This window comes from Pseudomonas sp. JH-2, assembly GCF_036231725.1.
Lineage (GTDB): Bacteria > Pseudomonadota > Gammaproteobacteria > Pseudomonadales > Pseudomonadaceae > Pseudomonas > Pseudomonas delhiensis.
The window spans coordinates 18,469-39,581 of the sequence record NZ_JAZAQP010000013.1 but is presented as its reverse complement, the minus strand read 5'-3'; the positions used below and the strand labels follow the sequence as shown (position 1 = coordinate 39,581).

16 protein-coding genes and 1 pseudogene are annotated in these 21,113 nt (G+C 67.4%); 6 read left to right on the top strand and 11 right to left on the bottom strand.

The features are described 5' to 3' along the window. Nucleotides 1–108: 108 nt before the first annotated feature. From copD to VV867_RS11565, 3 genes and pseudogenes are all read right to left on the bottom strand, one after another. A pseudogene (gene copD / locus VV867_RS11575) lies at nt 109–974 on the bottom strand (copper homeostasis membrane protein CopD). Nucleotides 975–1,007: 33 nt separating this feature from the next. Continuing rightward, nucleotides 1,008–1,373 (bottom strand): copper homeostasis periplasmic binding protein CopC, encoded by a 366-nt coding sequence (copC, locus tag VV867_RS11570; protein WP_328566426.1) that lies wholly within the window; start codon nt 1,371–1,373, stop codon nt 1,008–1,010. Between the two features lie 238 nt (nt 1,374–1,611). After that, nucleotides 1,612–2,475: an SDR family NAD(P)-dependent oxidoreductase gene (locus tag VV867_RS11565; protein ID WP_109936482.1), complete on the bottom strand. Its 864-nt coding sequence runs from the start codon at nt 2,473–2,475 to the stop codon at nt 1,612–1,614. A 162-nt stretch (nt 2,476–2,637) separates the two neighbouring features. On the opposite strand from VV867_RS11565, the gene VV867_RS11560 reads away from it, so the two are divergent. Continuing rightward, nucleotides 2,638–3,330 (top strand): Crp/Fnr family transcriptional regulator, encoded by a 693-nt coding sequence (locus VV867_RS11560; protein WP_328566425.1) that lies wholly within the window; start codon nt 2,638–2,640, stop codon nt 3,328–3,330. A 303-nt stretch (nt 3,331–3,633) separates the two neighbouring features. Here the strand turns inward: VV867_RS11560 and VV867_RS11555 are convergent, their stop codons facing one another. From VV867_RS11555 to VV867_RS11540, 4 genes are read right to left on the bottom strand one after another with little or no spacing between them, the layout of a single operon-like run. Continuing rightward, nucleotides 3,634–4,887, bottom strand: coding sequence for an RNA polymerase sigma factor (locus tag VV867_RS11555; RefSeq protein ID WP_328566424.1), 1,254 nt, complete (start codon nt 4,885–4,887; stop codon nt 3,634–3,636). A 9-nt stretch (nt 4,888–4,896) separates the two neighbouring features. Beyond that, nucleotides 4,897–5,325 (bottom strand): YybH family protein, encoded by a 429-nt coding sequence (locus tag VV867_RS11550; protein WP_109936485.1) that lies wholly within the window; start codon nt 5,323–5,325, stop codon nt 4,897–4,899. A 15-nt stretch (nt 5,326–5,340) separates the two neighbouring features. Continuing rightward, a complete protein-coding gene (locus VV867_RS11545; protein WP_275627485.1) occupies nt 5,341–6,123 on the bottom strand; it encodes a DUF899 domain-containing protein in 783 nt (260 codons plus the stop codon). Between the two features lie 45 nt (nt 6,124–6,168). Further along, nucleotides 6,169–6,540, bottom strand: coding sequence for a YciI family protein (locus VV867_RS11540; RefSeq protein WP_089394225.1), 372 nt, complete (start codon nt 6,538–6,540; stop codon nt 6,169–6,171). 368 nt (nt 6,541–6,908) lie between these two features. Here VV867_RS11540 and VV867_RS11535 point away from each other — a divergent pair, with 368 nt between their 5' ends. From VV867_RS11535 to VV867_RS11515, 5 genes are all read left to right on the top strand, one after another. Beyond that, nucleotides 6,909–7,439, top strand: coding sequence for a fimbrial protein (locus VV867_RS11535; RefSeq protein ID WP_328566423.1), 531 nt, complete (start codon nt 6,909–6,911; stop codon nt 7,437–7,439). Nucleotides 7,440–7,533: 94 nt separating this feature from the next. Then, nucleotides 7,534–8,262, top strand: a complete 729-nt coding sequence (locus tag VV867_RS11530; protein ID WP_328566422.1) for a fimbrial biogenesis chaperone — start codon at nt 7,534–7,536, stop codon at nt 8,260–8,262. Nucleotides 8,263–8,276: 14 nt separating this feature from the next. Then, on the top strand, nt 8,277–10,928 hold the full coding sequence (locus VV867_RS11525; RefSeq protein WP_328566421.1) for a fimbria/pilus outer membrane usher protein: 2,652 nt from the start codon (nt 8,277–8,279) through the stop codon (nt 10,926–10,928). 20 nt (nt 10,929–10,948) lie between these two features. Continuing rightward, nucleotides 10,949–12,268, top strand: coding sequence for a fimbrial protein (locus tag VV867_RS11520; protein WP_328566420.1), 1,320 nt, complete (start codon nt 10,949–10,951; stop codon nt 12,266–12,268). Further along, entirely contained in the window at nt 12,265–12,996 is a 732-nt protein-coding gene (locus VV867_RS11515; RefSeq protein WP_328566419.1) for a fimbrial biogenesis chaperone, read from the top strand. Before VV867_RS11520 ends, VV867_RS11515 begins: the two co-directional genes overlap by 4 nt. An 8-nt stretch (nt 12,997–13,004) precedes the next feature. Here VV867_RS11515 and VV867_RS11510 read toward each other — a convergent pair whose 3' ends face one another. The 4 genes from VV867_RS11510 to VV867_RS11495 form a co-directional block, all read right to left on the bottom strand. Beyond that, nucleotides 13,005–13,655: a response regulator gene (locus tag VV867_RS11510; RefSeq protein ID WP_328566418.1), complete on the bottom strand. Its 651-nt coding sequence runs from the start codon at nt 13,653–13,655 to the stop codon at nt 13,005–13,007. A gap of 50 nt (nt 13,656–13,705) precedes the next feature. Beyond that, entirely contained in the window at nt 13,706–16,942 is a 3,237-nt protein-coding gene (locus tag VV867_RS11505) for a hybrid sensor histidine kinase/response regulator (RefSeq protein WP_328566417.1), read from the bottom strand. Nucleotides 16,943–17,040: 98 nt separating this feature from the next. Beyond that, complete coding sequence (locus VV867_RS11500; RefSeq protein WP_328566416.1) at nt 17,041–18,237, bottom strand: EAL domain-containing response regulator; 1,197 nt, start codon at nt 18,235–18,237, stop codon at nt 17,041–17,043. Continuing rightward, complete coding sequence (locus VV867_RS11495) at nt 18,234–21,050, bottom strand: ATP-binding protein (protein WP_328566415.1); 2,817 nt, start codon at nt 21,048–21,050, stop codon at nt 18,234–18,236. Before VV867_RS11495 ends, VV867_RS11500 begins: the two co-directional genes overlap by 4 nt. Nucleotides 21,051–21,113 lie beyond the last annotated feature (63 nt).

The window sequence follows — 21,113 nt, the reverse complement described above, 5'->3', positions numbered from 1 at the left end:
GGTCAAACGGCGGATAACGCCGTAGGCGTTATTCGCCCTACGCCAGGCTCACCCACTACGTAGGGCGGATAACCGTTCGCGGTTATCCGCCGCCTGACCTTGGCGCCCCTACCCCGCCGGCGACAAGGTCCCCAGCAACGACACCGCCGCCACCGCGGCCACCCCGCACGCCCACTCCAGCACCACGCTGCGCCGCAGCGCCAGCAGGCGCTTCTCGCGAAACGCCAGGGCCACGCGGTTGAGCAGCGCCAGCGCGAGCATCCCCGCCACCAGCAGCAACTTGATCGTCAGCACGAAACCGAAGGTGGAAACCCGCGGGTCCGGCCATTGCCCGACCAGCGCCCAGACGTTCACCAGCCCGCTGGCCGCCACCCCGGCCACCAGCAGGTAGCCCACGCCGCTGAAGCGCCGCAGCGCCTCGCCATGGGTGGAGTCCGGCGCGCGGTAGAGCAGCGCCGCCAGCAACAGCAGGCCGCCGAGCCAGGCGCCGGCGCAGAGCAGGTGCAGGGCCTGGTTGAGCATCAGGCCGATGCCGGCCCAGCCGTCGAGCATGGCGCCGTGGCCCACCGGCGCCAGGCTGGCCAGTACGGCCCCGGCCAGCAGCACACGCAGCGGGTTGTCCGCCGACAAGGGTAGGCACAGCGCCACCAGCAACGCGACGTTCGCCAGCAGGTGCCAGGCCCAGACCTGGCCGAAGAAGGTCTGCCCCAGCACCAGCCGCAGCGTCGGCCCGTCCAGCGCGGCGGACCACTCGCCAGCCATGCTCGCCGCCACCAGGCCGAGCCAGGCCAGGCCAGGCCACTGAGCAGCGCCAGCGCGGCGGCGCCACGCAAGCCGGCGAGCACCCGCCCATCCAGTGCGGCGAGCACGGCGCCCTCCTGGCGGCGCAGCACCGCACGGAACAGCGCCACCCCGAATAGCGTGAGGGTCAGCAGCAGGTGCAGGAAACGACAGAAGACCAGGGCGTCATCCATGGCGGATGCGCCCCCGGCTGGAACGGGCATGGCTCAGGGCGCGACCTTGAAGGCGTAGCTGCCGTTGCTCTTGTGGGTGTCCACCGAAACGGCGTGCCATTCCACCTTGTACTCGCCGGCCGGCAGCGGCTGGTCGAAGGTCACCACCAGCACCTTGGCATCGCCCTCGGTGGTGGCGATGCCGACCACCTTCACAGCCTTGCTGTCGGCGGCGGTGACCGTGACCTTGGTGAACTTCGCCTCGACACCTTCGGAGAAGCTCAGGCGCAGCTCCTTGGGAGCGGCGGCGGTGCTGTCGGCGGCGGGGGTTTCGCTCTTCAGGTGGGCGTGGGCGAAGACGGCGGGGGCGTTGAGGATGGCGAGCAGGCCGAAGGTGGCGAGCAGGGGGGATTTGCGCATGGCGGAACCTCGAATGGATTGCAGCGCCCGGCAGCTTAGCAAAGACGCCCCACCGCGTATCGCCCGCGCAACCCTGGGCGGATGATCGCGGACGGAGTCCGCTCCTACGGTGCCAGGACGAGACGCCGGCGCCCTGGCCGGCGGCGGATAACCGCGAACGGTTATGCGCCCTACGTTTCCATGGAGGCACGGTCGTAGGAGCGGACTCCGTCCGCGATAGGCCCCAGCCGCGCCGGGCTCAGCCCTGCAACCGGCTCACATCCCCCGGATCGATGGACGCCCCAGCCCCCAGTTCCTCGCGCTGCTGCGCCAGGCGCGCGCCCTCCTGGGCGACCAGGGCGAAGAGTTTCTCCGGGTCGGCCTGGCGCAGTTGCAGGGCCATTTTCTCCATGCCTTCGGCGACCACGATGTCATGCTGCCGCGCGGCCAGGCCGGCAAGGATGGTCTGCGCGGCCACCGCCGGGTCGATGCCGTTGTCGATGTTGGTGTCCGAGCGGCCGCGCTGGCTGCCGTTGCCTTCCAGGGAGTTCAGGGCGATGGCGGTGCGCACCGAGCCGGGCAGGATCACGCTGACGCCGATGCCGTAGGCCGCCTCCACTTCCGCGCGCAGCGCCTCGAAGTAGCCGACCACCGCGTGCTTGGCGCCGCAGTAGCCGGTGCGCAGCGGCGCGCCCACCTTGCCGGCCACCGAGCTGACCACCGCCAACTGGCCGCCGCGCTGTTCCACCAGGCGCGGCAGCAGGGCCTGGGTCAGGGCCACGGGGGCCAGGTAATCCACTTCCATCAGTTGCCGGTACACCGCAAGGCCGGTGTCCAGGGCCAGGCTGCGCTGGCTGACGCCGGCGTTGTTCACCAGCAGGTCGATGCGCCCGCGCCAGGCCCAGGCCTGCTCCACCAGGGCCGGCAGGCGCTCGTAGTCGGTGCTTTCGAAAGGCAGCACCAGGCTGCGTTGCGGGGCGCGCCCGGCCAGCGCCTGCAGGGCCTCGACGCGACGCCCGGAGAGGATCACCTCGGCGCCCTGCTCCAGCAATGCCAGCGCCAGCGCCTCGCCGATGCCGGAAGAGGCGCCGGTTATCCACACTACCTTGGCTGCGAAACTCATCGTTGTTGTTCTCCTTGGCCTGCGGGCGCACGCCGCCCGCGTTGCCAGGCAGGCTAGGCCAGCACGCGGCGCAGGACTGCCGGAAACCCGACAATTGCCCATGGCTTGCAGCGGCCGGGCAAGGCGGTCAAAGTGCTGCGGTCCCCTGCCCAAACCCGCCCCATGCCCGATACCGAAGACCTCCTGCAGCAACTGGGCGCCAACCCCTGGTTCGCCCGCCTGGCCCCCGTGGTGCGCCGCACCCTGGCCAGCGAAGGCCGGCGCCAGCAGCTGCGCGCCGGCGAGTTCGTGTTCCGCCAGGGCGACCGCGGCGAGCACTTCCTCACCCTGCTGCACGGCAAGCTGAAGGCCTCGACCCTGCGCGAGGACGGCAAGGAGGCCATCCTCGCGGTGCTGGAGCCCGGCCACTGGTTCGGCGAGGCCTCGATGCTCGACGGCCTGCCGCGCACCCACGACGTGATCGCCAGCCGTGACAGCGAAGTGCTGGGCGTCGACCAGGCGACCTTCGACCGGCTGATGCTCGACAACGGCTTCGCCCGCGCCATCTGCGTGCTCCAGGCGCAGCACACGCGCCTGGTCTACCGCCTGCTGGAAGACGCCATGCTGCGCTCCACCCGCGCCCGCATCGCCAGCCGCCTGGAACAACTGGCGCGCGGCGACGGCAGCATCGACGGCGAGCAGCGCCAGGTGGTGCGCATCAGCCAGGACGAGCTGGCGATGATGCTCGGCATCAGCCGCCAGACGCTGTCCCTGGAACTGCGCGAGCTGGTGGCCGGCGGCGCGCTGGAGCTGGGCTACCGGCAGCTGCGCATCCTGTCGCTGGAAAAGCTGCGCGAAATGGCGGCGCAAACGTAACGGATGGGCTTGGCGTAGGGCGAATAACGCTCCGCGTTATCCGCCGTTTAACCTCGCCTCCAAGCAGCTCCAAGGCCGACCTGGACGTCGGCTGCGGCATGGACCAATCGGCGGATAACCGCGAACGGTTATTCGCCCTACATCACGGTCGAGCTTGGCGTAGGGCGAATAACGCTCCGCGTTATCCGCCGTTTAACCTCGCTTCCAGGCGGCTCCAAGGTCGACCTGGGCCTCGGCTGCGGCATGGGCCAATCGGCGGACAACCGCGAACGGTTATTCGCCCTACGGCACGGTCGGGCTTGGTCATGCCTCCAACGCCCGCAAACGCTGTTCGAGGAAGCGCCGCTCCGGCTCCAGGCGCACCAGTTCCAGCGCCCGCTGGTAGGCCTCGCGGGCCTCGGCGGTGCGGCCCAGGCGGCGGCAGAAGTCGGCGCGGGCGGCGTGGGCCAGGTGGTAGTCGGCCAGCTCGCCGCGGGCGAGGATGGCGTCCACCGCGTCCAGCCCGGCCTGCGCTCCATCGCGCATGGCCAGGGCCACTGCGCGGTTGAGTTCCACCACCGGCGAGGGCTGCAGCTGCAGCAGCGCGTCGTACAGCGCCACCAGGCGCGGCCAGTCGGTGCTGGCCAGGTCGGCGGCCTCGGCGTGCACCGCGGCCAGGGCCGCCTGCAGGCTGTAGGGGCCGAAGCGGCGGCTGGCCAGGGCCAGGCCGACCAGGCGCTGGCCCTCGGCGATCAGCGCCCTGTCCCAGCGCGAGCGATCCTGGTGCTCCAGCAGCACCAGTTCGCCGTTCTCGTCGCTGCGCGCGGCGCGCCGCGACTCCTGCAGCAACATCAGCGCCAGCAGGCCCATCACTTCCGGCTCCGGCAGCAGTTCCAGCAGTTGCCGGCCGAGGCGGATGGCCTCGCCGGACAGCTCTGCGCGGGTCAGGGATTCGCCGCTGGAGGCCACGTAGCCCTCGTTGAACACCAGGTACACCACCCGCAGCACGCTGGCCAGGCGCTGCGGCAGCTCGGCCGGCTCCGGCACCTGGTAGGGGATGCGCGCATCGCGGATCTTCTGCTTGGCGCGGACGATGCGCTGGGCGATGGTCGCCGGCTGCGCGAGGAAGGCGCGGGCGATCTCCTCGGTGCGCAGGTCGCAGACCTCGCGCAGGGTCAGCGCCACCTGGGCGTCGGCGGCCAGCGCCGGGTGGCAGCAGGTGAACACCAGGCGCAGGCGGTCGTCCTCCAGGCCCTCGTGCTCGGCCTCTTCCTCGCCCTGGGCGTCGATCTCCAGCTGGCGGGCGATCTGTTCCAGCGAGGCGTCGAAGCGCACCCGCCGGCGCAGGTGGTCGATGGCCTTGAAGCGCCCGGCGGAGACCAGCCAGGCCCGCGGGTTGTGCGGCAGGCCATCGCGCCCCCACTGTTCCACGGCGGCGGCGAAGGCGTCGTGCAGCGCCTCCTCGGCGCGGTCGAAGTCGCCCAGCAGGCGGATCAGCGTGGCCAGCACGCGCCGCGATTCGCGGCGGTAGATGTCATCCACCCTGTCCCGCAGCGAAGGCGGCGCGTAGTCATGCATGCGGCCGGCTCATGGCTGGGCGTCGAACAGCAACTGCCCGCTGTGCATGTCGAAGGGAATGGAGAAGTGCTCGTGGACGATCTTCCATTCCCCGTCCACCCGCCTCAGGCCGAAGGTCACCCGCGCCCAGGAGGCCTTTTCCTCGCCCTGCTCGTCCTTGCCGCCGCAGTACGACAGGTAGTGGCCGAAGGCGACGTCGCCGCCCTGCTCCACCGCCAGGTGGTGGCGCTCGAAGCGCGTCTGCTGGCAGGCCTGCAGGCAGGCGCGCCAGTGCTGCGCATAGGCCTCGCGGCCGACGAACTGCAGCTTGCCCACGGCATCGAAGGCCAGCACGTCGTCGCTGTAGTGGCGGACGATGGCCTCGACGTCGCCGGCCTGCACCGCTTCCAGCCAGCCGTCCAGCAGGCGCTGGATGGCCGGGTCGATGGGACTGCCCATGGCGATTCCTCCTTTTCAGGACGCGCAGCAGCCGTGCGGCGGTTGCTCGTCATCGTAGCGGTCATGGTAGCGCAGCCAGTTCATACCCTTGCCGTCGAGGTCGGCCATGCCGCCCCAGCCCTCGCCGCGGCCCAGTGGCGTGAGGTCGAGCAGATGGTAGGTGAACAGCGGCGCCTCCAGCCCGCGGCCGTAGGCGGAGTAGCTGTGGTAGACGCTGTCGCCGTCGCGCAGGAACACGCTCATGCCGGGCTGCTCGCCCTGGATGTGGTAGTCCTGGCCCAGGCGCCGCAGTTCGTCCAGGTCGCGGTAGTTGTATTCGATCGGCGCCACCTTCTCGTCGAGGGTGACGTGGAAGTCGTAGTTGAAGTCGCTGCCGAAGGACGAGTACCAGGGCAGCCGCCAGCCCATGCGCGTGCGGAACGGGGCGATTTCCGCCAGGGGCGCGCGGGACACCAGGGCCAGGGTGGTGCCGCGGGCGTGCAGGTGCTCCAGGCGGCCGAGGTTGTCGACCAGGAACGAGCAGCCCTCGCAGCCCTCACCACGGTCGCGGTGGAACATGAAGTGGTAGACGATAAGCTGCGGCCGCCCCTCGAACAGGTCGAGCAGGCGCAGCGGGCCGTCCGGGCCCTCGAAGCGGTAGTCCTTGTCGATGCGCACCAGCGGCAGCCTGCGCCGCTCGGCGGCCAGGGCGTCACGGGCGTGGGTGGCCTCGCGCTCCAGCTGCCACAGGCGCTTGCGCGCGGCCAGCCAGTCTTCGCGGCTCACCACGGGCGGCAGGGTGAAGTTATCGATTTTCATGGGCGTTCCTCCTCTTCGCGGGGGGCGCCGGCCGGCCGACGGGGCTCAGGCCTGGGCGGCGAAGTGCTGTTCCCAGTCGCGGATCGGCCGCACCTCGATGCAGCCCAGGCGCCCCGGCGGGATCTTCGCGGCGATCTGGATGGCCTCGTTGAGGTCGCGCGCCTCGATCAGGTAGAAGCCGCCGAGCTGCTCGCGGGTCTCGGCGAAGGGCCCGTCGGTGACCGACAGCTGGCCGTCGCGGTGGCGCAGGGTGGTGGCGGTGTCCACCGACTGCAGGGCCTCCACCGCCACCAGCTGGCCGCGCTCGCGCAGCTGCTGCTCGTAGCCCAGGCATTCTTCCACCACGGCGCGGTAGTCATGGGCGGGCAGCTGCGCGGCGGCTTTCTCGTCCAGGTAGATCAGGCACAGGTATTTCATCCTCGGCTCCTCCGGGCGTTGGGACGCAGATACCTATAGTCGTGCCGGGGGCGAAGGGATCGACAACCGGTGGAAAAAAACACGCCCGGCAGACCAACGGTCTGCCGGGCAGTTTTCAGAAACGTCCGATACCCAAGCCCGCCAGCCAAAAAGTCAAGGAAAATTGATTCAAATCAGCTATTTGAGCCAGCTCTCAGAAGCCCGATTTGAGAAACGTCTGATGTTAGCCAGGAAGGGTTACGGAGATATTTGTAGGCGTTTTCCGAAGGCAAGGCCGAAAGCCTGGGCAGTGGCCTGTCCTGCTACCCACGACAAACGCCGTGACGAGGGGAAACACCACCAATAATCTCGATCATCGGGTGAATATCATGAAACTCTCGACTCTGCTCTTCGCTGTAGGCGCGCTCCCGGGCATCGTCTTCGCCGCCCCGACCGTGACCTTCCAGGGTGAAGTCACTGCGCAGACCTGCAAGGCCAGCATCAACGGCGAGACCAACAGCATCGTGCTGCTGCCCACCGTCGCCTCCACCGAGCTGAGCGCCGCAGGTTCCAAGGCCGGCCTGACGCCCTTCACCATATCCATCAGCGAATGCCAGGCACCGACCGGCGACCTGGCCATCACCACCAATTTCCTCGGCCACAACGTCACCGCCGAGGGCAACCTGGGCAACATCGCGGCCAGCAACCCGGCCAGCAACGTCGCCATCCAGCTAACTAAGGAAGCCGCCGGCACCACCCCGGTCGTGCTCAACGGCGTGACCCCGGTGGCCGGCCTGGTGCTGGCCGACGGTGAGACCAGCGCCAGCTACCAGTTCGGCGCCCAGTACATCTCTGTGGCCGGCAACGCCGGTGCCGGTGCCGTGACCGCGGTCGCCGAGTACACCCTCAGCTACCTGTAAGCGCCGTACCGCCCGCCTGCCGGCAAAAGCCGCGACAGGCGGGCGCTTCCTGAATTTCGTCTCAGCGTACGTCCAACGCGCGCGGGAGGCTGTCGTGCCTATTCTCTTCAAGCGCCTCTCCATCACCTTCGCTCTGCTGGCCGCCCTGTGCCTGGGCCAGGCACAGGCCAGCGTGGTGATGACCGGAACCCGGGTCATCTATCCCGCCACCGCCAAGGAAAAAACCCTCCAGCTGACCAATACCGACGACCACCCCAACCTGGTCCAGGTCTGGCTGGACAAGGGCAACCCGGCATCCACCGTGGAAACCGCCGACGCCCCCTTCGTCGCCAACCCGCAGATCTTCCGCATGGAACCCCATGCCGGGCAGATGGTGCGGCTGATCTACAGCGGCGAAGGGCTGCCACAGGATCGCGAGTCGGTGTTCTACCTCAACTTCAGCCAGGTGCCGGCGATCAAGGTCCGCGACCAGGACGCCAACAAGCTGGTGCTTATGATCAACAGCCGCCTCAAAGTGTTCTACCGGCCCAAGGGCCTGGCCGGCTCGCCGGACGACATGGCCAGGCAGATGACCTTCCAACTGCGCGACGGAGCGCTGCAGGTCGGCAACCCCACCGGCTATCACGCCGTGGTGCGCCGGGCCACCCTGCTACTGGGCGGCAAGAACATACCCCTGGCCGAGTCGCTGATGGTCCCGCCACATTCGCAAACCCAATGGCGCCCCGCGTCCCCGCTCGGCTCCGCGGGCAACGCCCGCCTGCGCCTGACCCTGGTCAACGACTACGGCGTCGACGTCAGCAGCGAGCTGCCCCTGCAACACTGACCCGGACCCAGCCCATGGCCTTCCCGTTCATTGCCTCGTGGCGCTCCATACGCGCCTCGTCGGGCGCCACCGCACGCCTGCAGGTGCCGCTACTGCTGCTGTGTTCCGCGGTCGCCATGACGGCGAATGGCGGCAAACCCACGGAAGAACTGCTGGCGGACAGCTATGTCTTCGACTCCAGCCTGTTCCGCGGAGGTCCGTTGAGCCAGGCGACGTTGTCGCGCTTCAACAAGGTCAACGCAGTCGCGCCGGGAACCTACAAGGTCGACGTGTTCATCAACAACCGCTTCGTCGACCGTGCCGACGTACAGTTCGTCAGCGTGGCCGACGGCCAGGTACAGCCGTGCCTGACCCCGGCCCTGCTGGAGAATGCCGGGGTCGAGGCGACCAACATCGCCGGTGAACGTCCCCAGCAGGACGCCAATGCCAGTTGCCTGCCACTGGGCCAGACGCTCAAGGGCAGCTCCAGCCAGTTGGACATGGCCCGTCTGCGCCTGGACCTGAGCGTGCCGCAGAGCCTGATGAAACGAGTGCCGCGTGGCTACGTGAACCCCTCCGACCTGGACGCCGGCAACGCCATCGGCTTCGTCAACTACATCGGCAACTACTACCACGTGTCCTACACCGGCGATTACGCCGGCAGCCAGGACTCCGCCTACCTGTCGCTCAACGGCGGGCTGAACCTGGGCATGTGGCAGTATCGCCAGCAGTCGAACCTGACCTACGACCGCGACTACGGCAGCCACTGGCACAACATCCGCAGCTACGTGCAGCGGCCGCTGCCGTCCATGGACAGCCAACTGTCGCTGGGCCAGACCTACACCACCGGGCGCTTCTTCTCCGGGCTGAGCTACACCGGCATCAACCTGTCCAGCGACGACCGCATGCTGCCGGACTCCATGCGCGGCTACGCCCCGACCGTGCGCGGCGTGGCGCGGACCAACGCCAGGGTGTCGATCCGCCAGAACGGCCAGGAGATCTACCAGACGACCGTGGCCCCCGGCCCCTTCGAGATCACCGACCTCTACCCGACCAGCTACAACGGCGACCTCGATGTCGAGGTGACCGAAGCGGACGGCTCGGTGAGCCGTTTCAGCGTGCCCTTCTCGGCGGTGCCCGAGTCCCTGCGTCCAGGCGTATCCCGCTACAGCGTCTCGCTCGGCCGTACCCGCGACGTCGGCGAGGACTCGCTGTTCAGCGACCTTACCTACCAGCGCGGCCTGAGCAACACCATCACCACCAATAGCGGCGTGCGAATCGCCGACGGCTACCAGGCGCTGATGCTGGGTAGCGTGTACGCCAGCAGCCTGGGCGCCTTCGGCCTCGACCTGACCTATTCACGCGCCGATCTGCCGGACACCGGCTACCTGGACGGCTGGATGGCCCACCTGTCCTACAGCCGGACCTTCCAGCCGACCAACACCACCCTGTCCATCGCCGGATACCGCTACTCCACCAGCGGCTACCGCGACCTCGGCGACGTACTCGGCGTACGCGATGCCGCGCGCGATGGCTATACCTGGCAATCGAGCACCTACCAGCAGCAGTCGCGCTTCGAGGTCTCGGTCAACCAGAGCCTGGGCCGCTACGGCAACCTGTTCCTCTCCGGCTCGACGCAGAACTACCGCGACGGCCGCGACCGCGACACCCAACTGCAACTGGGCTACGGCAACGCCTTCAGCAACGGCGTGAGCCTCAACCTGTCCGTGGCCCGGCAGCGTATCGGCGGCTACGACTCGCGGGTGCCGGGGGGCTACGACCAGAACGATCCGTCCAACCCCGGCTTCGGCTACAACGGCAGCAGTCCGGGCAGCATCGACACCATCACCACGCTCTCGGTCTCCCTGCCACTGGGCAACACGGCGAACCCACGCACGCCAACCCTGAGCAGCTCCTATAGCCACAGCAGCAGTGGCGGCAGCCAGTACCAGAGCACCGTGTCCGGCATGGCCGACCAGGACCAGACCCTGAGCTACAGCATGGGTGTCACCCGCGACCAGGAACAGCGCCAGACGGTATGGAACGGCAACCTGCAGAAACGCCTGCCCACTACCAGCCTGGGCCTGAGCGCCTCGCGCGGCGAAGATTACTGGCAGGCCGCGGGCAACGCACAGGGCGCACTGGCCGTCCACTCCGGCGGGGTCACCTTCGGCCCCTACCTGGGCGACACCTTCGCCCTGGTCGAGGCCAAGGGCGCCACCGGCGCCAAGGTGCTCAACTCCCAGAGCACCACCATCGACGGCAACGGCTACGCCCTGGTGCCGGCGATCACGCCCTACCGCTACAACAGCGTCGCCCTCGACCCCGAAGGCATGGAAGGCAAGGCCGAGCTGGAGGACGGCGAGCAGCGCGTGGCACCCTATGCCGGCGCCGCGGTGAAGGTGACGTTCAAGACCCGTACCGGCAACGCCCTGCTGATCCGCACCCACCAGGCCGATGGGCAGAACGTGCCGCTGGGTGCCGAAGCCTATGACGAAAGCGGCAGCGTGATCGGCATGGTCGGCCAGGGTGGCCAGGTCTATGTGCGCAGCGACAAGCCCAAGGGCCGCCTGACCCTGCGCTGGGGAGACGACGCCAGCGAGCGCTGCGAGCTGCCCTACGACACCGCCGGCAAGGACCTCGAGCAGGTGCTGATCAAGCTGGAAGCCACCTGTACCCGCGAATGACGGTATCCACGGAGCCGAACATGCATACACGATCCCCCATGCCCATCGCGCTGTTACTGTTCTGTGCCCTGCTGGGGCTGCCGCTGCTGGGCAACGCCAACTGCACCCAAAGCGGTGCAGCCCAGACCGAAGACGGCTACACCGCCCAGATCCCCTTCGGCAAGATCAACCTCACCGACACCTACCTGCAACCGGTGGGCAGCCTGCTGGGCACCGCCGTGGTGCCACCGACCAACTACACCTACGGCGGGGCCAACGCCTCGACGGTGCTCTGGACCTGCGCCAAGACCGACCTGCCGAACCTCTACTTCCTGGTTGCCACCAATGGCGACGACCGGGTCGGCGGCTACTGGGAAACCGGCGCGGCCGATGGGCTGCCGGGGGTCTACGCCACCTGGTTCCAGTACGTCGGCCTCAAGCAGACCATGTCCGGGGTCACCGTCAGCCGCTACTGGCAGAAGATCCCACTGACCACCTACGCGGAATCCGGCAGCAACATCCAGATCCGCCTGCAGGACGTACCCCCGCTGCAGGCCGAGCTGTACCGCATCAGCAACCTGCCCCCCGCCAGCGGATCGGGGAGCAACTATTGTGGCGGCATGGGTTCCTCGGGCACCTACACCTGCATTCAGCCCAACGCCTACATCCAACTGGTCGGGCCGGGGCTCACCCACGACGAGATCGGCGAGGATAGCAACGTCCGCTACAGGTTCTGGGGCGCCGACAACGGCTTCGGCTATGGCATGCGCAACGCCGCCAGCCTCAGCCAGACCGCCACCTGCGTGGCGCGCAACGCCACCCCACTGGTGCTGTTCCAGACCATGTCAGTGCAACAGCTGCAGGCCGGCGCCAGTGCCCAGGCCAACTTCACGGTGCAGGTCGAATGCAGCAACCAGGTAGCCTCGAACAACCTGTCCGGCACCAACAGCGGCCAGACCGCACTGGGCATCCAGGTCTCCCCGGGGGCCTACAGCGCGGCCCAGAGCCTGGGCCTGATCAACGGCAGCGGCGGCGTGGACGCCCTGGTCTCTGACAACTACGGCAATGACCCGAGCCTGGCGCAGGGTGTCGGCATCACCCTGAAGAACGCCGGAACCGGCACCGCGATGGTCTTCGTCGGCCAGCCCGGCAACACCGGCAACGTCCCCAGCCAGTATCCGACCGGCGCCAACGCCGGCTGGTACCCGGTGCTGGCCGGCGCCAACCCCCTGGGCAGTTCGCAATCCGGCTACACCAACTACCTGCAGACCTTCATCGCCAGCCTGCAGCAACTGCCGGGCAAGACCGCCACGCCCGGCAAGGTGCACGCCACTGCCTATGTGCTGGTGAAAGTGCAATGAACGTCCTTGCCCGCTGTCTGGCCCTGTGCGCCCTACTGGCCGCACTGGCGCCGGTACAGGCCGGTGTGCTGGCCGGAGGCACGCGGGTCATCTACGGCGAAGGTCTGCGCGAGCGCTCGCTGATGTTGGCCAACACCAACCCCTATCCGGTGGTGGTGCAGATCTGGGTGGATGACGGCACCGGCAGCCCGGATACCGCGCAGGCGCCGTTCCTTGCGCTACCGGCGGTGTTCCGCCTGCAGCCGGGCGGCCTGCAGGGGCTGCGCATCCTCCACAACGGCGAAACGTTGCCGCGCGACCGTGAATCGGTGTTCTGGCTGAACCTCTACGAGATCCCGCCGATCGCCGGGCGCAAGGAGCCCGATCCGACGCGAGTGGAGCTGGCCATGAACACCCAGCTGAAGATCTTCTACCGGCCCAGGGACCTGCCACTGCCCCCCGGGGAAGTCGCCGGCAAGCTCGGTTTCAGCCTGAGTCGCGAAGGCAGTCAATGGTTCCTGGTGTGCCGTAACCCGACGCCTTACCATGCCTCCTTCGCCACCCTGGCGCTGTCCGGCGGCAATCGCACGCTGGTGGCGGAACAGCAGATGGACATGATGGCCGCGCCCTTCGGCGAAAAACGCTACCGCCTCGCTCCCGGCGACATCCCCGCCGGCGCACGGGTACGCTTCAGCCTGGTCGACGATGCCGGCTTCCCCGTCTCCCACGAGGCGCCCCTGGCGCCCTGACGGAGCCGCTACTGGAACAGGTTGGCCTTGACGCAGAAGGTCAGCAGGGCCTGGTCGCTGTCCACCTCCAGCTTGCGCATGGCCGAGACCTTCTGCGCACTCACGGTCTTCACGCTGCGATTGAGCACCTGGGCGATGTCGCCCACGCTCAGCCCGGACACGAAGTGGCGCAGCACCTCGAACTCCTTCAGCGACAGCCGGGCGATGCGGCCCTCCACGTCGTCGCGATTGGCCAGCACGCTGTTGGGAAGCTGCATGTTGGCTCCCCGATAGATGCGGCCCTGGAGCATGACGTCGAGAGCACAGAGAATCTCGTCGAGATCGCCGCTCTTCAATACCACGCCTGCCACGCCGAGGTCATACAGGCTGGAGAGGATCAGGTTGTTGTTGAGCATGGTGAAGATCAGCACGCGGGTGCGTGGGAAATTCCGCAGCAGGTAGTCGACCAGCCTCAGGCCGTCGCCATAGCGCTGGTCGCCAGGCATGTTGTAGTCGGTGACGACGATGTCCGGGTCGATTTCGCGGTACAGCTGCACCAGCTCGCTGGAGCTGGCGGCATCGCCCGCCACCAGGAAACGCCCGTCGCGTTCGAGCATGTCACGGACCCCCAGCCGTACGATGGGATGGTCATCGGCTACCACGATTTTGATCTTGTCCATAAAGCTCTCTTGGATCCTGACAGTGATGCCGGTACGCCTGCCGGCGATACTCAGCCTGGTTCCCGCACGCCCCGCAGCGCCGCCGCGATATGTGCCAGGAGTTGCCTCACCTGCGGGGCGGCGGGCAACAGGCGGCCGTCGAGCAGACCCTGTTCCACTTCGCGACAGTCCTCCACCAGGCTCCGTGCCCGCGCGACCGCCAAGGCACCGGCCATACGGTGCACGCATTGCCGCAGGGCCTGCGCATCCCCCTGGCCACAGGCCTTCTCGGCAGTGCCCAGGTCATTGTCCATGGTCTGCAGGAACAGCTCGCGCATGTTCCCGGGTATCTGCAGCGGTTCTGCGCCCGGCTCGTCCACTGGCCCGGCCCCCCATGGCCCGGCCTCGACCACGGACGTAACGTCGCCGGCCAGGCCACTCAAGGTATCGTGCAGGGTCTGCAGGCTGATCGGCTTGACCAGCCAGGCATTCATACCCACCGCCCGGCAGCGCTCTCCCTCCTCGCGCATGGCATTGGCGGTCACCCCCACGATCGGTATGCCTTCGCCACGCGTGCGCAGCGTCCGAGTCAGTTCGTAGCCGTTCATGTTCGGCATGTTCACGTCGCTGAGCAGCACATCGAACAATTGGCTGTCGAAGAGCAGCAGGGCCTCGCGCCCATCTCCCGCCAGGCATACGTGGCAGCCGAGCTCCTCCAGTTGCTCGCGCAGCAGCCTCTGATTGACCGGGTTGTCTTCGGCCACCAGGACCCGCAGCCCCAGTTGGCCAGGGTGCCGCCCCACATCCTGGGCCAGCGCCTCCCGGACATTGCCGCCCCGGGCCTGCGCCAATGCCTGGACGATGCCGGCCATGCTGTAGAGGCTGACGTACCAGCCGTCTTCGCGCCACTGCGGTTGGCTGCCGGCCTCCACCACCGCACGCACCCGAGGCCCACGCCAGGTGAAGGGAGACGCATGGACCGGCAACAGCTCCAGCAATATCGCCGATTCGGCCGCCTCTTCCGGTGGCTCGCCGGACAACACGCAGTATCCCCAGCGCGCCAGCCAGACCTCGACGCTGTCCGCCAGTTCGCGAATGGAACAACGCAGATAGACCGGTTCCTGCTGCGCGGGAGCCGCTATCGGCGGAGGCGCCCCGTCGCTGCCCTGCGCCAGGTCTACCACCAGGCTGAAGCTGCTGCCCAGCCCCTCTTCGCTGACCACCTGCATGCTGCCCCCCATCAGCCGGGCCAGGTGCCAGCAGATCGACAGGCCCAGGCCGGTGCCGCTGGTACGTTGCTGGCCGTTGACCTGGTAGAAGGCCTCGAACAGCCGTGGCTGCTTGCCCTGGGGGATACCGATACCGGTATCGGCCACCTGCCACTGCAGGCGGACCTGGCCATTGTCCCGCGAGAGCACTTTCAGGCGCAGCACCACGCGCCCGACATCGGTGAACTTCAGGGCGTTACTCACCAGGTTGTTGAGAATCTGGCGAATGCGCGCGGCATCGCCGTGCAGTTGCTGTGGCAGCCCGGCATCGATGCAACCATAGAATTGCAGGTGCCTGGCCGCGGCACTGGCCGCATAGTTGCGCAGCACCTCCTCCAGCAATTCCAGCGGGCTGAAATCGACGAAGTTCAGGGCCATCTGCCCGGCCTCGATCTTCGAGACGTCGAGCACATCGCTGATCAGTTGCAGCAGTACCGCCGAGGAGTCCTGGATGGTTTGCAGGTAGCCGCGCTGCCGCGCGTCCAGGTCGGTCAGGCCGAGCAGCTCCAGGGTACCGAGCACGCCATACAACGGCGTACGGATCTCGTGGCTCATGCTGGCGAGAAACAGCGTCTTGGCTTCGCTGGCGGAGTCCGCCGCACGCTTGGCGCCCACCAGGATCGCCTCCGCCTCGCGGTGCAGGCTGACGTCGTTGAACACGCAGAGCAAGGTATCCGCGCCGTTGTAGCGAGTTGCCGCGAAGGCCGCCTGCAGGTAGCGCCCGTCGGCTATGGTGCAGACGTCCCCGGGCGGCCAGCCCGCCGCTTCGAAGAGGTTCCAGCCGGCAGTCAGGGCAAGGATCTGGTCAGCCTCGCCGAGCCACTCCGAGGCCAGGCGGTTCTGCATCACCACTTCCCGGCCATCGTGGCTGAGCACGGCCAGCGCCACCGGCGCGGTATGGATAATGGTGCGGCTGAATGCATCGCTCTCGGCCAGTTGCCGGTGTGCCTCCCTGGCCGGTTCCACCACTCGCCGCGCATACCACTGCAAGCCGAACCAGCCTGCCAGCAGGCCGCCCATCAGCAGCAGCAGGCTGCCCAGCAATGGCCACTGGGCATAACGGAAGAAACGCGGGTAATCGATGCCGTAGACCGCTGTCCAGCCACCGTCCGCAGCGCTGCGCAGCCGCAGCAGGACACCGCCGCCGGTGAAGCTCAGGCCATCGACCAGCCCATCCGGCACTGGCGGACCGAGCAGGTGCCCGCCCTCCGGGGAGAACAGGCTCAGGGTGCTGAAGCCAGGACGATCGAGCAACTGCTCGAAGTCGTTGATGCGCCCCAGGTCGAGCAGGCTGGCGACGACGATGGCATGCCGCACCCCGGCGCCCCACCAGAGTGGTGCCGCCAGCTGCAGGCTGATGTAGCCGAGCAGCTCCTGGCTGGCCCCCTGGTAGTAGTCCGCACGTGCCCAGTGTACCCGCAGCTCGTCACTCCCCGGGGGTCGCTCGCGTACCCGCGCCAGTACCCGCGCCGTCAGTTCGGGATAGGTATCGCGCACCCCCCCGCGCAACGCCGAGGTATCGATGGCGGGCACCGCCAGGCTGGTATCGCCGGTCAGGTTGAAGACCAACAGCTGTGGCGCCGGATAGGCCGAGGTACTCCAGTAGCTACCGTAGAAATTGGCCAGCATGATCCCCAGGGCGAACGGTCCCTGGGCTTCATCGTCGAGCGGCACGCGTCCATCGGTGGCCAGGGTGAACGGCATGGCGAAGGAGAACTCGCGGCCCTCGTAGATATCCAGGCCGCTCTCACTGGTCAGCAGGCGGCGTTGCAATGGCACGACTTCCTGGTCCTTCTTCTGGGTAACGGCATCGCTCTGCTGGGCGATGCGCACGAGGAAATCCTGGTGCTCGCGGATGTCGCCCATCAGCCGGGAAAAATGGAAGCTGATCTTGTCCTTCTCTTCCTGGACCACCCGGTCCACGGCCCAGTAGCAGACACCCAGTAACGACAGGGCCAGGATGAATACACAGAGCAAACCCACGCTCAGGTTATGCGAGGTTCTCGCCCATTTCCGGATCAAGGCGTTGTCATGTTCCATGATTCGATCTGGCCCGCGCGGGAGCGTTCTCCAACAGCGTCGATGCGCTGAATGTAGATGCCCCCGGCGCATTCCGCGACCGGCACGCCCCTCCCGCCCTAACGGATGGTCGCCGGTCCATCCTCCTGCAGCTGGCGCTCGAACACCTGGGCGGTGACCGCCTCGGAAATCAGGAACCCCTGCACCCGGTCACAGCCCAGGCGCCGCAGCAGGTTCAACTCGTCGCAGGTTTCCACGCCCTCGGCGACCACCTCCAGGCCGAGCTGGCGGCCCAGGCTGATACTGCTGCCGACGGCGGCGGAGAGGTCGCAATCCTCGACGCAGCCATGCACCAGGGCACGATCGATCTTCAGCTCGGTGAACGGGGTGGAAACCAGGTTGTACAGCGAACTGTAGCCCTGGCCGAAATCGTCCTGGGCCAGGCCGAACCCCTTCATGCGCAGGCGGAAGGCACCCGCGTAGTAGTTGCATGGCAAAGTGGTGCTGCTTTCGGTGAGTTCGAAGCACAGTGCGCCGGGGCTGGCGCCATGGAAGCAGACGAAGTCGCAGAGACGGTCCGGCAGGTCCGGGCTGTCCAGCAGATGGGTCGGCAGGTTCACCGAGACCGGTACCTCGTAGCCGGCCTCGCGCCACATCGCCTGGGCCCGCAGAGTCTGCCCCAGCATGCTCCACAGCAGAGGTTCCTGCAGATGATGGGCCTCGATGTCGGCCAGGAAGCGGCCGGGCAGGAGCAGGCCCTGCTGCGGGTGCAACCAACGCACCAGGGCTTCGGCGGCGGCGATACGGCCATTGCACAAGGCCTTCTTCGCCTGGAACCAGGCCTGCATCTGCCCCTGCTCCAATGCCCCGGCCAGCTCTTCACGGCTGAAGCGCAGGCTGCCGGCCGGCAACCTGAGCCCCTGGCGCAGACGCTTGTCCAGGCGCTGCAGGAGCCGGTCGATGGACGCTGGCAGTGCCGGCTTGGGCAGCAGGTCGATGACCGACAGGCCGAGCGCCTGGGCCACCAGGCTGGCACTGACCATCATCCGTCGCGAGGTCGAACTCATCAGCGCCAGTTGTGGCCGATGCTGCAGCAGGGACAGCTGCTGGATCAGCTGAATGCCATCCATTCCCGGCATCAGCAGGTCGCTGAGCACCAGGTCGACCTCTTCCTGTTCCAGCCAGCGCAACGCTTCGACGCCGCCCTCGACACCGACCACCGACTCGACGCCGCGTTCGCGGAACAGGTTGATCAGGTATTCGCGCTGGAACAGCTGGTCTTCCACCACCAGCACCCGGTAGGGCAACGTACTCAAGCGACCTCCCCGATCGGCGCCAGGCAGCGATAGAGGGAATCGAGGTCCACCGGCTTGACCAGGCAATCGCTCATGCCTGCCGCCAGGCAACGCTCGCGCTCCTCGCGCATGGCATTGGCCGTGGCCCCTATGATCGGGTGCCGGCAACCGCGCCTGCGCAGCTCGGCGGTCAGTTGGTAACCATTCATGCGCGGCATGTTGACATCGGTGAGCACCGCGTCGAAGCGTTCCGGGCGCCAGCGCTGCAAGGCCTCCTGGCCATCGGAGACCAGTTCCACCAAGCACCCCAGCGCCTCCAACTGGTCCTTGAGAATCAGTTGGTTGATCACATTGTCTTCCGCCACCAGGACACGCAGCCCCAGGTCGTGGTTCTCCTCCACCGGGTCCTGGCATTTCGCGGCGCTGCTAACGCAGCCCTGGGCCAGGCCGATGGCACGACGCAAGGCCTCCAGGCTGTTCAAACCTACCAGCCAGTCGCAATCCTGGCGGCGCGGCGCGGTGTAGCCATCCACGCCCACGATCACCCGGCAGCCGGGCCAATCCAGTATCTCCGCCAGCGGCGAGCCCGGCAACTGAAGCTCCACCAGCACGGTGCGTTCGTCGGCCTCTTCGCGCTGCCCGGGGTAGGCGATCCGTACCCGGCCACCCCAACGCTGGATCCAGCCACAGAGGCTCTCCGACAGTTCGCGCACCGGCGACAGTACCTGCACGCTACAACCGCTCAGTTCCTGTTGCTCGGCGGCCCCCGCAGCCCGCTCCAGCGGCAACGCCAAGGCGAAACTGCTGCCCAGGCCGACCTCGCTGACCACCTGCAGGCTGCCGTTCATCAGCTGCGTCAGGCGCTGGCAGATGGACAACCCCAGACCGGTGCCCCCGGCCTGGTGCACGTTGCGCCCAACCTGGTAGAAGGGGTCGAACAGGCGAGTCTGCTCCTCCGCAGCTATGCCCCCGCCGGTATCGGTCACCTGCCAGACCAGCGACAGCCGTTCGGCATCCAGGACGCTGGCCTTCACCCGTACCACGATGCGTCCATTGTCGGTGAACTTCACAGCATTGCTCAGCAGGTTGTTGAGAATCTGCCTGATGCAGGCGGCATCGCCGCGCAAACGCGACGGCAGTTGCGGGTCGAGGCAAGCATAGATCAGCAGGCCCTTGGCCTGGGCCGCGGCGGCGAACGACTGGACGGCCTCTTCGGTCAGCTCCACCGGTGAGAACTCCACCGGCTCCAGGACCAGTTGCCCGGCCTCGATCTTCGAAACGTCGAGCACATCGCTGATCAGTTGCAGCAAGGTCGAGGACGAGCGCTGGATGGCCTGCAGGTAACCCGTCTGCTGCATGTCCAGGGCGGTCCGGCCGAGCAGCTCCAGGGTTCCCAGCACACCGTACAGCGGTGTGCGGATCTCGTGGCTCATGGTTGCCAGGAACAGCGTCTTCGCCTCGTTGGCGGCATCGGCCAACTGCTTGGCATGGGCCATCTCCGCCTCCGCGCGCTTGCGCTCGCTGATGTCGCTGAAGGCGCAGAACAGGACCTCCTCGCCGTTGTAGCGGGTCGGCACGTAGGTCAAGTAGAGGTGGCGCCCGTCACCGGCCGTCAGTTCTTCGCAGGCCGGCCCACCGCCGCCGCCGAAGGCCTGCTCGATCCAGCGCCCGCCGGACTGGTGCAACACGCCACCGTCACCCAGCCACTGCCTGGCCTGCTGGTTCTCCAGCACCACCTCTCCGTCGATGCGACGCAGCACGCACAACGCCACCGGCGAGGTCTGGATCACCGCACGGGAAAATGCCTCGCTTTCCTTCAAGGCGCTCAGGCGCTGCTGCGCCGGCTGGATCAGACGCTGGTCGATGCGCCGGGACAGGAGCGCCACGGCCAGCATCAGTCCCAGGCAGAACACCCCGGTGATCAGCAGCAACGGCCACAGCCGGAGCAGCAGTTCGCCCACCTCCTGGTAATAGATCAGCGACCAGTGCGACGCGCCGATGTGCATGAGCAGGGCCACATGCTGCGGCAGCAGGCCGCCGCCGGTGAAGTCGAAACTGTCCCGCGTCCAGATCGTGCGGAACTGCTCGGCGGAAATCGGCTGCGAATCGCTGCCGAGGATCATCTGGTGGTGCCCATCGAGCAGCAGGTAATGCCCGGCCTCCGGCACCGCCAGCGCCGCCGCCAGGTCGCTTCCGTATAGCTCGAGACCTAGCCAGCCCGACTGTCCACCCAGGTGGATGCGGCTCATCAGGTACAGGCGCGACTTCGGATCGGCCGGGTCGGCAAGCCAGAGCAGTTGCCCATCCGCACCGGGCCCGGCATTGCGCAACACCTCCAGCACCACGGGCGGAATGACCAGGTCGGGGCTGGCGGGACCGTTCAGGCGGCTGACCACCGGCTGCGGTGCAGGCTCAACGTACAACAGGTTCAGGCGCAGCACTTCCAGCTCGGCGAGATCGCGCCCGGAAACAGCCAGCCCCCAGCGGCGCCCGTCGTTGCCCAGTGGCAGCGTCACCCGGGCATACGGCGGAACCGGCTCATTCAGCTCATCGGACCTTGGCGCCGGGTCGGCGGAGACCTGCACGACCGAGCGGTTGAGATGCTCCAGCAACGACTCGCGCTGGAAGAGATACAGCTGCGCCTCGTACATGGCTGCATTCATGTGGCGCCGGCTGATCGATACCTCGTGGTTGAAGGCCATGCTCAAGGCGAACGCCAGGCTACACAGCAGGCACAGCGACAAGGCACCGCAGAGCAGACGTAGAAGCTTGCGCGCGGCACTGGGCGTAGAAAAGGAAGTATCGATAGGCCGTAGGAACTGTCTAAGCTTCATATCGCCAGCTTGGCGATACACATCCCACTTAACTATCAGACAATTCTAATTGTGAAACCCGTC